The following is a 12,435-nucleotide window of genomic DNA, read 5'->3' on the forward strand; positions in this document are numbered from 1 at the left end:
TCAATGGCATCTTATGCATTGTTAGAACAAGCACGTCACTTACAGGCATTGGTTCTGGATGTGGATGGTATTTTGAGTGATGGCTTTGTAACTTTAACCAATAGTGGCGATGAGATTAAATCATTCGATATTCGTGATGGTTTAGGCATGAAACTTGTGCAGCAAGCAGGCATGAAAGTCATCATTATTACAGGTCGAAAAAGTAATATCGTTGAAAAACGTATGTCTGATTTAGGCGTAGATCTCGTTTTTCAAGGCCGTGAAGACAAAGGTTCTGCGCTACGCGAAGCTTGTGCACAGTTTAATATTCTGCCTTCCGATTGCTTGTATATGGGCGATGACTGGCCTGATTTATCTGCTTTTGCAATAGCAGGAATGAGTGTGACTGTGCCAAATGGTCATGAAGAAGTGCGTCGCCGTGCGCATTTAGTTACCCAGTCAATGGGCGGGCGTGGTGCTGTACGTGAAGTCTGTGATATGTTACTGATCGCAAAAGGCATTTACCAAGAACTTCTTGAAAAATATCTTGCAGTACCGCATTAATAATAAGATTACTTAAAAAGGTAGGCTATTCCTGCTCATGGATACCAGAGTTTTATCTATTGTTGCTGTAGTTATTGCTGCTATAAGTGGTGGTTATTACTACTATAGTGGCAAAGCAAAAAAACTAGACATTGGTTCGGCGAAGAATATGACATATTCGGCGCAGGGCGTCCATTTGACTCAAACTGATGATCAAGGCAATTTGTATATTCGTGCTGAAGTTCGTCAGCTTGAACAGGATATGCAACAAAAAACATCAAAGTTGGACCAACTTAATGCCTCTATGTATAAAGATGGCAAAGTTGATGCGACGTTCTTTGCAAAACAGGCAAATGGCTATGATGATAACCGTAAAGTTATATTATCGGGTGATGTGGTAGCAACTAAACTTGCTCCACAAGGGAAAATTGAATTCCAGACCGATGAGTTAACTGGATATCCAAAAACCAGAGAAATTGAAACGAATCATCAAGTGCTTGTTCAATCTCCACAGGGCAATTTTGTCAGCAAAGGATTAAAAGCCAATTTGAATAACGGTCAGTACGAATTTTTTAATATTCGAGGAAAGTATGCACCAAAGTCTTAATTTAAAACGTTCTTCAGCTTTCCTAAAACAAGCTGCGGTCATTACATTCGTTGCTTTATCATCAGCTTCGACTTTTGCATTGCCGTCTGACCGTAGTCAACAAATTTCACTCGTGGCAGACCGTGCAACATATAACGAAAAAACTGGTTTGACGACTTACACTGGCAATGTCGTGATTGAGCAAGGCACGATGAAGCTTCAAGCCGATTCAATTGTTGCTACGCTAAACTCTAAGCGTGAAATCCAAACCATTACGGCTAAGGGTAGACCGGCTAAGTTTCAGCAACAAGTAAGTGCTGATAAGGGCGTGGCACGTGGTGAAGGCCAGAACATTGTTTATAATGCAGATTCAGGCATTATTACATTGAATGGTGGTGCATATTTATATCAAGATGGTTCTAGTATTCGTGGTAACTCTTTGAAATATAGTATGAACAAAGGTGATGTTGAAGCTCAAGGCTCATCGTCAAATCGTGTGCAAATTATTATTCCACCATCAAGTTCAAAAACCTTTCCAGGAGCGCGTGACTAATGCAGCAAGCTCTTCAACAACCCCAAACTTTGTGTATTAAGCACTTAGGAAAAAACTATAGTAAGCGTTGGGTCGTCAAAGACGTATCTTTTAGTATGCAAAGTGGACAGATTGTTGGTTTGCTTGGCCCTAACGGTGCTGGAAAAACAACAAGCTTCTATATGGTTGTAGGGCTAGTGCGTATGGACAAAGGTGAAATTCACCTTGATGATCTTGATATGTCCGATTTGGCAATGCATGAACGGGCACGTAAGGGTATTGGATATCTTCCGCAAGAGGCTTCTATTTTTAGAAAGCTGACGATTGCTGAAAATATTATGTCCATTTTAGAAACACGTAAGGACTTGAATAAGCAACAACGCCAGCAACGTCTGACTGAATTATTAAATGACTTTAAAATTAGTCATATTAAAGATTCATTGGGAATGAGTGTGTCTGGTGGTGAACGCCGCCGTGCTGAAATTGCACGTGCATTGGCTGCTGACCCTAAATTTATGTTACTGGATGAACCATTTGCCGGCGTTGACCCAATCTCGGTTGGAGATATTAAAGATATTATCCAGACTCTGAAAGATCGTGGTATCGGTGTACTCATTACTGACCATAACGTACGTGAAACTCTCGCAATCTGTGAACGTGCATATATTGTGAGTGAAGGAGCCGTAATTGCAGAAGGCACACCACAAGAAATTCTGGATAACGAGCAAGTTCGTAAAGTCTACTTAGGTGACGATTTTACAGTTTAAATATCAAAGTTAATCTATTTGTCTAAAAAGAGGTCAATGCCTCTTTTTAGTTTTTTTATATTTAGTTTTTAAAAACAATGATTTAGATTGCTCAATTAATAGAACTATAATGTGTGAATTATTCCTGCAATTATGCTTCTTTATGCAAAAAAATATGTAGAATGTAAAAGCTTTTAAACGATAACAAACAAGATCAACAAGACAAGCATGATTGGATATAACCAGAGAAGAGTAACAAGGACATGTAAAAAGCCGGCTTTCCTGAAAGGGTTGATGCTTTTAACTTCATTGCATGTACCTATGGTGATATATGCTGCTAAACCAAGTGAGCAATATCACACCTTAAAAGACAACTTATCACTACTTTTTGCCCCAAAAAGTAGTGATGAATTTAAAGTTGCCAAGATGCAAGAGCTGAGTAATTTTAAGTTAGATCAATCTAGAGTTAAGGAGTTTCCGACTGTTCAACTCAATGATAGATCGGCTGGATCTTATTCAAATTTGCCATCAAGGCAAATGACTTTACAGGAAGCGGTGAAAATCGCAATCCAGCGCAACCCTGATATTTCTCAAGCCATTTCTACTTTAGCTGGCCAAAACGCAGGTATTGATTATGCCAAAGCTGGTTATTATCCACAGCTTTCAGGCGGTATCACTACAGGTGACTTGAGTAGTGGTGAGCGTGGTCGGCAGTTGTTGACCTTAAATGCGACTCAGATGCTCTATGATTTTGGTAAAGTTAAATCAGGTGTAGATGTCGAGCAAGCCAAGGTTCAGGTTGAACAGGCCAATGTGCTTGTCAGCATTGATGATATTGCACTTGATGTTGCGCAGTCGATTGTTAACATTCAGCGCTATCTTCAATTAAATAAAATTGCCGAACAGCAAATTGCGGGTATTCAGCGAATTCAGGAAATTGCTAATTTACGTGCAAATGCTGGTATTAGCAGTCAGGCTGACCCGATTCAAGCTCAGTCTTATTTACAAGCTGCTCAGTCTGGTTTGATTGCACAGCAATCATTATTACGTCAGTACCAACAACATTTAAGAACATTACTGGGTGCCGATGTCTCGCGAACAGGTTGGATTATTTCAGATGATTTGGTGAAACAGTCTGATTTATATGGCGAACCTGAGTTTAATACCATTCCAAAAATGATTGCAGCTCAAGCCAGTGTTGAAGTGGCGAAAGCACAAAAGGAACAGACTCGTTTAACACGTTATCCAACCTTGTCGGTTAAAGGTTCCTTGAGTCAGGCCATTAATGGCAGAAACCCAAACAATGATAAAGATGACGGTCTATATAGTTCAGTCATGCTTGAAGCAAGCAGTCAGTTTTATCAAGGTGGAGCAGTTTCTTCTCAGGTAAAAATGGCAAGCTATGCAGAGGAAGCTGCAAAGTCTAAAGTCAATTCAGTTTATATGGATGTTCTCGACCAAATAAGAACGAGCCGTGAGCAAATTGAAAATAAACAACGTCAAATGTTGGTTTTAGCAAATCGCCAAGCCACTACAGTTCGTACACGTGAACTTTACCAAGAGCAGTACAAACTCGGTACACGTTCATTGGTTGATTTATTGAATGCAGAACAGGCCATTCATAGTGCCAATTCAGAACTTGAGTCGGCACGTTACGACATCTACAACAGTATTGTTCAGTACATTTCGGCAACAGGACGTTCCCGCCAAGCTTATGACTTAAATAATATTTCAATTCAGGGGTTCGAAGTACAACCATGATGACAAAAATAAACTACCAGCCCTGGTTACAGTCGGTCTTAACGATTGCTAAACATTATCGAATTGAGCCTTCAGAAGAAAGAATCCGTTTACAGCTTGACTGGAATCAGAATCAAAACCTTGATGATGTTTTACAGCTCATTACACGTCAGGTTGGACTGAATTTACGTAAAGTACCGTTTTCCTTAGACGTGCTGAACCCGTGGCGCCTACCTGTTATGGTCGAGTTTAACGACGGACAGGTCGGTGTTATTGATAAAGCAGATACACAAGGCAATGTCAGTATTCAGTTGAGTGGAGATCACGGCCTTTCCCAAAATTTAAGCTTAGATGTCTTAAAAAATACGATTAAGAATGTCTATATTCTGCGTCCTGAAAGTTCTATTCCCGATGCGCGTATTGATGAATATATCAAACCGTATGAAGCAAGCTGGTTCTGGTCAATTGTTCTAAGAGACTGGAAGCGCTACGTTGATATTATGTTTGCCTCACTCATTGCCAATATTTTGGCATTGGCGACTATTATTTTCTCAATGCAAGTCTATGACCGCGTTGTTCCATCACAGTCTGTTCCAACCTTATGGGTATTGGCAGGCGGTGTACTCATTGCAGCGCTTTTCGAATTTACCTTACGTATATCACGGGTATATTTATCCGATATTATTGGTAAACGTGCGGACTTACGTGTTTCTGACCGTGTATTTGGTCATGCCCTAAGAATCAAAAATAAAGACCGTTCAAAGTCTACAGGTAGTTTTATTTCTCAGATTCGTGAGCTCGAAGGTGTTCGTGAACTGGTGACTTCAACCACCATTAGTGCAATTGCTGATTTTCCATTCTTTTTCTTGTTCCTCACCATCTTTGCGATTATTGGCGGGAAGTTGTTCTGGGTGATGTTGCTGGTTGTTCCGTTGATGATTTTGCCGGGTGTTCTGGTGCAGAAAAAGCTAGCTCAACTCGCACAAGAAGGCATGAGAGAGTCTTCAATCCGTAATGCAATTCTTGTAGAAGCAGTGCAGGGCATTGAAGACATTAAGCTATTACGTGCTGAATCGCGTTTCCAAAACCAGTGGAACCACATGAATGAGGTTTCAGCTGATATTGCGATGAGACAACGTAAAATCGTTGGTACTTTAATGGCATGGACTCAAATGCTTCAAGGCTTGACCTATGCGATTGTAGTTTTGGTGGGATGTTTTGCCGTAATGGATGGTGAAATGACTACAGGTGCATTAGTGGCCTGTTCAATTTTATCTTCACGAATGTTAGGGCCAATTGCACAAATTACAGGTGTTCTAGGGCGTTTACAGCAGGCGAAAGTTGCAAAACAAAGCCTAGATGAACTCATGCAACGTCCGATTGATCAAGCTGACCGTTCGCATCTGGTACATAAAGCTGCTTTAAATGGCGATTACGAATTAAAAAATGTCTTGTTCCAATATGGCGAAGAAGACCCGAAACCAAGTTTGGCAATCCGTCATTTAAAAATTCGTGCTGGTGAAAAAATTGCAATTCTGGGGCGCAATGGTGCAGGTAAGTCAACACTGCTTCAGCTACTGTCAGGCATGCAAGTTCCAACTCAAGGTGCTGTGCATTTAGATGGTCTGGATCTATCTTTAATTGATCCATCTGATGTGCGTCGTGATATGGGTTTGCTCAACCAGAATGCGCATATTTTCTACGGTACGATTCGTGAGAACCTTACTTTGGGTGCACCGCTTGCAACGGATGAAGATATTCTTCGGGCTTTAGTGGTGACAGGTGCATTGCCTTTTGTGCAAGAGAAAAAAGAAGGGCTAGATCACCTGATTTTAGAAGGTGGCGTTGGTTTCTCTGGTGGTCAGAAACAAGCATTGTTATTGGCTCGTTTATTGATTCGTCAACCTAATATTTTATTGCTGGATGAACCAACAGCATCCATTGATGATGTGGCAGAGAAACAACTGATTGATCATTTAAAAGGATGGCTAGCACATCGGACCTTAGTCGTTGCGACTCACCGCCGAGCTGTTTTAGAGCTAGTGGATCGTATTATTGTCGTTAACGATGGCAAAATCGTGATGGATGGTCCAAGAGATCAGGTCCTTAATCAATCAACAGCCCAACAAAAACAAGTGCAAGGGGGTAATTCATGAGCGAACCACAACAAGAACAAGAACTCACCCGTTCAATGAATGTCTCTTATACCGAACCACCATTACCACGTGCCAGCTTAGTGATCTGGATTGTGGGGATTGGTTTAGTTATTTTCTTTATCTGGGCATGGGTATTTAAACTTGAAGAAGTTTCTACCGGTACGGGTAAAGTGATTCCATCGTCTAAAGAACAAGTCATTCAGTCTTTGGAAGGTGGTATTTTAACCAAGCTAAATGTACAAGAAGGTGACATTGTTCAAAAGGGCGAAATTCTTGCGCAATTAGATCCAACTCGTTTTGCATCTAATGTCGGTGAATCACGATCTTTACTTACTTCTGCTCAGGCAACAGCAGCGCGTTTGCGTGCGGAAGTAAATGGTACACCATTGGTTTTTCCAGAATTTGTGATGAAACAACCAAAACTTGTACAAGAAGAAACAGCACTATATCGCTCTCGTCGGGCTGATCTTGAGCAAACTCTTTCGGGTTTAAAACAGGCTTTGCAACTGGTACAACAAGAACTGGCAATGACAGAGCCGTTGGTTGCTAAAGGTGCGGCAAGTGAAGTTGAAGTTTTACGTTTACGTCGTGAAGCAAACGACCTTAGAAACAAAATGAATGATGCGCAAAACCAGTATTATGTTAAGGCTCGTGAAGAGTTGTCGAAAGCCAATACGGATAGCGAAACGCAGCAACAAATTGTACTGGGTCGTAGTGACAGTTTAGATCGTGCGGTGTTTAAAGCACCTGTACGTGGTGTTGTAAAAGAAATTGCGGTTACTACCCATGGTGGTGTTATTCCACAAAATGGTAAATTGATGACCATTGTTCCGATTGATGAACAGCTGCTCATTGAAGCGCGTATTTTGCCGCGTGACATTGCTTTTATTCGTCCGGGACAAGAAGCACTGGTTAAGATTACCGCCTATGACTACTCAATTTATGGTGGTTTAAAAGGTAAGGTTACGGTTATTTCTCCAGACACGATTCGTGATGAAGTTAAACAAGATCAATTCTATTATCGTGTTTATATTCGAACCGATTCAGACAAACTTTATAATAAAGAAGGTAAGGCATACGGTATTACACCGGGTATGGTGGCAACTGTAGATATTCGTACGGGTGAAAAGACGGTACTGGATTACTTACTTAAACCATTCAATAAAGCCAAAGAAGCGTTACGAGAAAGATAATAAAAAAAGCCCCGAATCTCGGGGCTTTTTTTATGGGTTTGATTCTATTAAATTCACGTTATAATTTGATTTTTATTATGCTTTATTTAATTTATGGCTTTTACGATTGCATCACCCATTACGTTTGAAGAAGAAATTAAAAAAAGTAGATTTCAGGCTATTGCTGTACCCGTAGAAAATGAACAGCAAGTTAAAGAATTTTTAGAACAAAACAAAGATATCTCGACGACTCATCAATGCTGGGCATGGAAAATTGGCCATAACGTACGCTTTAATGATGATGGCGAACCCTCAGGAACAGCAGGTCGTCCAATCTTGGCAACCATTGAAGGGAATGACCTGACGAATATTATTGTGATGGTTAACCGCTGGTATGGTGGAATAAAGCTAGGTACAGGCGGTCTTGTAAGAGCATATGGTGGTTGTGCTGGACAATGTTTGCTATTGGCTGAGCGTATTGAACTCATTGCCAAGAAAACGATTTATTTTTCCTGCCACTTTAATGAGTGGGCCATATTTCAATATGAGCTTACTCAACAACAAATTGAATATCAGGAAACCTATACTGCAACGGGCGTGGATATCGAAGCAAGACTACAAATACATCAAATTGAGCCACTTGCCTTAAAACTCAGAGATGTAACGCGTGGTCGTGAAGAGTTAAAAATTGAAGAGGAATTGACTGATGACTGATTCCTTACTCAAATATCGGGAACAACATAAGCACCGTTTAAATTATATGCCATGGTTATATTGGACTTTAAAATCTAAAAATCGTGTTTGGGCCGAAGAGTGGCAACAAGAATATCAGGCTTATTTGATGGAGATGGAAACAGTTGAGATTGGTAAAAACTGTTTTATCTCGCCCTTAGCTCACATTTTTGCTGAGCCAGGACGAAAAATTATTATTGGTGATAATTGTTTTATTGCAGCAGATTGCAGTTTGCATGGACCCATTGAAATTGGTAATGAGGTCGCGATAAATCATCATTGTATTTTAGATGGGGGGCGAGCTGGCATAAAGTTGCATGATCAGGTACGTATTGCTGCATATTGCCACTTATATGCATTTGATCATGGTATGCAGTTAGACCGTCCACTTTACCAGCAACCTGTCACCTCCAAAGGAATTGAAATTGAGCAGGACGTTTGGTTAGGTGCACATGTGGGTATTAAAGATGGTATTAAAATAGGTAAGCATGCTGTGGTCGGCATGAATAGTATGGTGACCAAAGATGTGGAACCGTACCATATTGTAGGTGGCAACCCCGCAAAATTTCTTCGTTTAAGGGAATAATTCAGTCTTAAGAATGTAATAAGATGTTTGATCTTTAAACAAAAAAGTTGATTTTTATACATAAACCTTAACATACGAATTTTTATCTATGTTAAGTTAAAGCTAAGTTTTAAGAATAATCTCCAAGGCAAAAGACCTGAAGAAGAGAGGCTGACATGAACCGTGTTATTGCGTGTATTGACTCATCACCGTGTATTAATGCTATTGCCGATGCAGCAGCATGGGTTGCTAAAGCAACTGGACGAGAACTTGTATTATTACAAATTCTAGACTATTACCCTGCAAGTTATCATCTTGGTGAAATTAGTGGAGTAATTGGCTTTGAAAGCAATGCAATGCTGCTAAAAGAGTTAGCTGAGCTGGAACAAAAACAAAGTGAACTCGCTTTAGACTATAGCAATAATTTACTTCGTCATATTTCTGATCTTATTAAAGAAAAACACGATATTACGTGTTCAAAAATTCAAGAAAAGGGTGATTTTTTAGAGCAAAGTTTTAATCTCTTGCATGAAAATGACATCGTAATTTTAGGTCGAGTCGGGGAAAGAGCTGCCGAAAAACAGAAACCAATTGGTAGTAATGTTGAAAACTTTATTCGTGGAGCCAACTGTACTGTTTTGACTATTGGTGAAAACTTTAAAATACCGACACGATTTATTTTCGCCTATGAATATTCACCAACTTGTCAAAAAATGATGCGCCGCATTGCTCAAAGTGATTTATTGCGAACACTGCAATGTCATTTGGTTTATGTTGGCGATCATCCAGAAGTACTCAATGAACCTGAGCATTATCTTAAACAAGCGGGCATTGATGTTGTGACCGTATATCGCTATGGTGATGTTGCACAAAATATTTTAGAGTACCAACAAGAACATGGTATTCAAATTATTGTGCTTGGGGCATTTAGTCATAGCAAGATCCATCAATTCTTCTTGGGAAGTATTGCCACAACCATATTCCGAAACGCGACTGTGCCATTGCTTGTGGCTAAATAATAAGATTTCCATATAGTTATCCGCAAAACTTGTGGATAACTATATGGAAAAGCAACAGTAATAAAAGTAATTTATTGATTATAAATAAAAAAATAAAAAAGACGATTTTTTAACCGTTATTTCACAATTGCAATTGCGAAGCCATCATGACCTTTTGAACCAACCGTTTGCAATGCTGTGCAAGACAATATTTGTGGGTGATTTTCGAGGGCTTTAAACATTTCACGGATGCCTTCAATACTTGGTTTTTTATTATCTGGGTTTAAAATATCACCTGCGCGAATTACATTATCAAGCACAATAATCGTACCCGATCTAGAGAATTTCAGGCTCAATTCTAAATATTCCGGATAACCCTGTTTATCTGCATCAATGAAAATAAAATCAAAAGGCTCCATAGATTGAGGATCAATCGCGGAAAGGATATCTGCGGCACGGCCAGCTTTAAGCTCAACTTTTACAGGAAGATTAGCATGGTCGATATTTTTTTGAGCCATTTCTGCATGAGTATCTCGGCCTTCAATTGTGAGTAAATAACCATCTTCAGGTAACGCACGGCCTAACCAGATGGTACTGTATGCAGCAAAGGTTCCGATTTCTAAAACTCGTTTGCATTTATTCATTTGAATAAGCATTTGCAAGAACATACCTTGGTTAGGAGCCACTGCAAGATGATTTGAAAAGCCGTGTTCGTCGGTATTTTTTAATGCATATTCGAGTCGCGGGTCTTCGGGAATTAAATGTGAATCGATATATTCGTCAATGTCTGTCCACATCTGCTGCATAATCAAATTTACCTATATGTTGTTAGGGGGTATTTTAAACGTTTATGCCTAGAGTGCAAAAATCTTCGATTGAAGAAATTTTGGTTGATTGGGAAATGAGCAAATTACTGTTTCTAAGCCAGTAACCCAAATTAAAAAATAAATATGAAAAGGCTCATTTCTTGCTTATTTTTTATCACTGTTTAGTTAGAAATGTATAAATGAGATGGATATGAGGTTTGGTGCTTTCACAAGTGTAGATTTTGAAGAGGGTATGGAGGTTTATTGTTCAGCTTTTAGTAATGAGCCATGGAATGAGCAGTTTGATGATTTAGAGCCAATTAGAAAATATTTTGAGAGATATTTTCAATATTCATCTTCTTTTGGCTTTTGTGCAAAATGGGGAAACCAATTAATTGGTGTAGGAATGGGGCATATTCACCCAACTATACAAGGGCTTCGTTATTATCTAGATGATTTTTTTATTCATCCCCAATATCAGGGAAAAGGAGTTGGTTCTAAGCTTTTAAAGTATATAGAAGGAAAGTGTAGAGAAAATAATATAGAAACCATTGTTCTGCACACGTTAAGAGCATCTATTTCCGAAGATTTTTATAAAAAGCATGGCTTTAAAAACCGCTCAAAACTCATCTCTTTAGCCAAACGTTTGTAATGGGTTTAAGTGAAAACTCCTTTCGATTGAAAGGAGTTTTTTAATTTAAAAATTACACATCGAACTGCTTCGAGTTAAATCAGGTCCCCAAGTACGATAGCCTTGAGTATCAATATGAATTTGTCCGGAGCTATATAAACCAATACCCATATTTAAGCTTTGGCCATGCTGAGCCCAGAATTGACAGAGTTTAAATTTGGTATTTTCAATAAATGCGTAATCTTGAGCTTGTGGAAACTCAGGACCAATACGGAAATCAATTGCAGAGTTAAATAAATGTTTAGAAGAACTCGCGCCACCAGCACATTCATTTAAAGGTAAATCTCGGTAAACTGAGGTTACCTCAAAGTCGGTTAAAACTTTTGATGCAACTAAATATTTAAATACGCGTAGGGTCGATAAAGAATTTCCCCAAAGTTCGCGATTAGGCACAGCATATTCTGAGCGCCCACATTTTTGCCAATCGCGTGCTGAACGTAATAACTCAAAACTTGGTACAATGCCCGCGACATTATTTCGGGTTAAGAATTTTTCGTATTCACGAACACGTTCGTAATTTTCACCAGAACTTAACCAACCTCGATAAGATGTAGGCTCAACTTTAGGGGGAATCGGGCGCTCGATAATAACACGCTCTTGTGGAATAAAGATTCGTTTACCACTTGGAGAGGTTTTGCCTGTTGTTGTGTGTTGGGGAGAGCTGACACAACCTACCATAACCGCTGGGATTATGCATAAGGGCACCATACTCTGCAAAAACTTCCGCATAAGAAAAATTAAGCACTTATAAATATTGCGGCTATTTTAATGCAAAACAGTGCACAAATTACGAGGAATTTGCAATGAAATGTTTGAATAGGGTATAAAAAAAGATCAGCGGTTGCTGATCTTTTTCAAAATTACTTTTCAAGATATTGTAATTTATCAGGTTTGCCGTTCCATTCTTCACGGTCAGCCGGTTGATCACCAATTTGAGTAATGTTAGGCCATTTTTGAGAAAGGTCGGCATTGAGCTCAATAAACACTTCTTGACCTTCTGGTAACTCATCTTCAGAGAAAATTGCATTTGCCGGGCACTCTGGTTCACATAATGCACAGTCAATACATTCATCCGGATTGATCACTAGGAAATTCGGACCTTCGTAAAAACAGTCTACAGGACAAACTTCTACGCAATCTTGGTATTTACATTTAATACAATTTTCAGTGACAACAAAGGTCATGGCGA

General features: G+C 39.4%; 14 protein-coding genes. 11 read left to right on the forward strand and 3 right to left on the reverse strand.

Annotated elements, in window-relative coordinates; all coding sequences use genetic code 11:
* Positions 1-3 precede the first annotated feature (3 nt).
* The 10 genes from FY048_RS12280 to FY048_RS12325 all read left to right on the forward strand — a co-directional run bounded on the left by FY048_RS12280 (position 4) and on the right by FY048_RS12325 (position 9,770).
* Positions 4-543 (forward strand): KdsC family phosphatase, encoded by a 540-nt coding sequence (locus FY048_RS12280; protein ID WP_004793423.1) that lies wholly within the window; start codon positions 4-6, stop codon positions 541-543.
* A gap of 37 nt (positions 544-580) precedes the next feature.
* A complete protein-coding gene (gene lptC, locus FY048_RS12285; RefSeq protein WP_446091322.1) occupies positions 581-1,129 on the forward strand; it encodes an LPS export ABC transporter periplasmic protein LptC in 549 nt (182 codons plus the stop codon).
* Positions 1,113-1,661 (forward strand): lipopolysaccharide transport periplasmic protein LptA, encoded by a 549-nt coding sequence (lptA, locus tag FY048_RS12290; protein ID WP_446091323.1) that lies wholly within the window; start codon positions 1,113-1,115, stop codon positions 1,659-1,661. Before lptC ends, lptA begins: the two co-directional genes overlap by 17 nt.
* On the forward strand, positions 1,661-2,407 hold the full coding sequence (gene lptB, locus FY048_RS12295) for an LPS export ABC transporter ATP-binding protein (protein ID WP_003650837.1): 747 nt from the start codon (positions 1,661-1,663) through the stop codon (positions 2,405-2,407). Before lptA ends, lptB begins: the two co-directional genes overlap by 1 nt.
* 273 nt (positions 2,408-2,680) lie before the next feature.
* Positions 2,681-4,147, forward strand: a complete 1,467-nt coding sequence (locus FY048_RS12300; protein ID WP_446091324.1) for a TolC family outer membrane protein — start codon at positions 2,681-2,683, stop codon at positions 4,145-4,147.
* Complete coding sequence (locus FY048_RS12305; protein ID WP_016138700.1) at positions 4,144-6,282, forward strand: type I secretion system permease/ATPase; 2,139 nt, start codon at positions 4,144-4,146, stop codon at positions 6,280-6,282. Before FY048_RS12300 ends, FY048_RS12305 begins: the two co-directional genes overlap by 4 nt.
* Complete coding sequence (locus FY048_RS12310; RefSeq protein WP_446091325.1) at positions 6,279-7,475, forward strand: HlyD family efflux transporter periplasmic adaptor subunit; 1,197 nt, start codon at positions 6,279-6,281, stop codon at positions 7,473-7,475. The genes FY048_RS12305 and FY048_RS12310 overlap by 4 nt, the downstream gene beginning before the upstream one ends.
* 93 nt (positions 7,476-7,568) lie before the next feature.
* Positions 7,569-8,168 carry an IMPACT family protein gene (locus FY048_RS12315; RefSeq protein ID WP_045435841.1) on the forward strand — a complete coding sequence of 200 codons (600 nt, stop codon included), beginning with the start codon at positions 7,569-7,571 and terminating at the stop codon, positions 8,166-8,168.
* Positions 8,161-8,772, forward strand: coding sequence for a DapH/DapD/GlmU-related protein (locus FY048_RS12320; protein ID WP_446091326.1), 612 nt, complete (start codon positions 8,161-8,163; stop codon positions 8,770-8,772). The genes FY048_RS12315 and FY048_RS12320 overlap by 8 nt, the downstream gene beginning before the upstream one ends.
* 155 nt (positions 8,773-8,927) lie before the next feature.
* Positions 8,928-9,770 (forward strand): universal stress protein, encoded by an 843-nt coding sequence (locus FY048_RS12325; protein WP_045435836.1) that lies wholly within the window; start codon positions 8,928-8,930, stop codon positions 9,768-9,770.
* Between the two features lie 116 nt (positions 9,771-9,886).
* On the opposite strand, the gene FY048_RS12330 is transcribed toward FY048_RS12325, so the two are convergent.
* Entirely contained in the window at positions 9,887-10,555 is a 669-nt protein-coding gene (locus FY048_RS12330; RefSeq protein ID WP_016138695.1) for an O-methyltransferase, read from the reverse strand.
* A 211-nt stretch (positions 10,556-10,766) separates the two neighbouring features.
* On the opposite strand from FY048_RS12330, the gene FY048_RS12335 reads away from it, so the two are divergent.
* Complete coding sequence (locus tag FY048_RS12335) at positions 10,767-11,207, forward strand: GNAT family N-acetyltransferase (protein WP_446091327.1); 441 nt, start codon at positions 10,767-10,769, stop codon at positions 11,205-11,207.
* A 45-nt stretch (positions 11,208-11,252) separates the two neighbouring features.
* On the opposite strand, the gene FY048_RS12340 is transcribed toward FY048_RS12335, so the two are convergent.
* Both FY048_RS12340 and fdxA read right to left on the reverse strand, forming a co-directional pair.
* Positions 11,253-11,975 carry a D-Ala-D-Ala carboxypeptidase family metallohydrolase gene (locus FY048_RS12340; RefSeq protein ID WP_198078827.1) on the reverse strand — a complete coding sequence of 241 codons (723 nt, stop codon included), beginning with the start codon at positions 11,973-11,975 and terminating at the stop codon, positions 11,253-11,255.
* 131 nt (positions 11,976-12,106) lie between these two features.
* Positions 12,107-12,430 (reverse strand): ferredoxin FdxA, encoded by a 324-nt coding sequence (gene fdxA, locus FY048_RS12345; protein ID WP_003650851.1) that lies wholly within the window; start codon positions 12,428-12,430, stop codon positions 12,107-12,109.
* Between the last annotated feature and the right edge of the window lie 5 nt (positions 12,431-12,435).

Source organism: Acinetobacter sp. 1124_18A (genome assembly GCF_052824995.1).

Coding starts and splice junctions, on each gene's coding strand:
- FY048_RS12280 (WP_004793423.1), top strand. CDS start 4: ATGGCATCTTATGCATTGTTAGAACAAGCACGTCACTTACAGGCATTG.
- lptC (WP_446091322.1), top strand. CDS start 581: ATGGATACCAGAGTTTTATCTATTGTTGCTGTAGTTATTGCTGCTATA.
- lptA (WP_446091323.1), top strand. CDS start 1,113: ATGCACCAAAGTCTTAATTTAAAACGTTCTTCAGCTTTCCTAAAACAA.
- lptB (WP_003650837.1), top strand. CDS start 1,661: ATGCAGCAAGCTCTTCAACAACCCCAAACTTTGTGTATTAAGCACTTA.
- FY048_RS12300 (WP_446091324.1), top strand. CDS start 2,681: ATGCTTTTAACTTCATTGCATGTACCTATGGTGATATATGCTGCTAAA.
- FY048_RS12305 (WP_016138700.1), top strand. CDS start 4,144: ATGATGACAAAAATAAACTACCAGCCCTGGTTACAGTCGGTCTTAACG.
- FY048_RS12310 (WP_446091325.1), top strand. CDS start 6,279: ATGAGCGAACCACAACAAGAACAAGAACTCACCCGTTCAATGAATGTC.
- FY048_RS12315 (WP_045435841.1), top strand. CDS start 7,569: ATGGCTTTTACGATTGCATCACCCATTACGTTTGAAGAAGAAATTAAA.
- FY048_RS12320 (WP_446091326.1), top strand. CDS start 8,161: ATGACTGATTCCTTACTCAAATATCGGGAACAACATAAGCACCGTTTA.
- FY048_RS12325 (WP_045435836.1), top strand. CDS start 8,928: ATGAACCGTGTTATTGCGTGTATTGACTCATCACCGTGTATTAATGCT.
- FY048_RS12330 (WP_016138695.1), bottom strand. CDS start 10,555: ATGCAGCAGATGTGGACAGACATTGACGAATATATCGATTCACATTTA.
- FY048_RS12335 (WP_446091327.1), top strand. CDS start 10,767: ATGAGGTTTGGTGCTTTCACAAGTGTAGATTTTGAAGAGGGTATGGAG.
- FY048_RS12340 (WP_198078827.1), bottom strand. CDS start 11,975: ATGCGGAAGTTTTTGCAGAGTATGGTGCCCTTATGCATAATCCCAGCG.
- fdxA (WP_003650851.1), bottom strand. CDS start 12,430: ATGACCTTTGTTGTCACTGAAAATTGTATTAAATGTAAATACCAAGAT.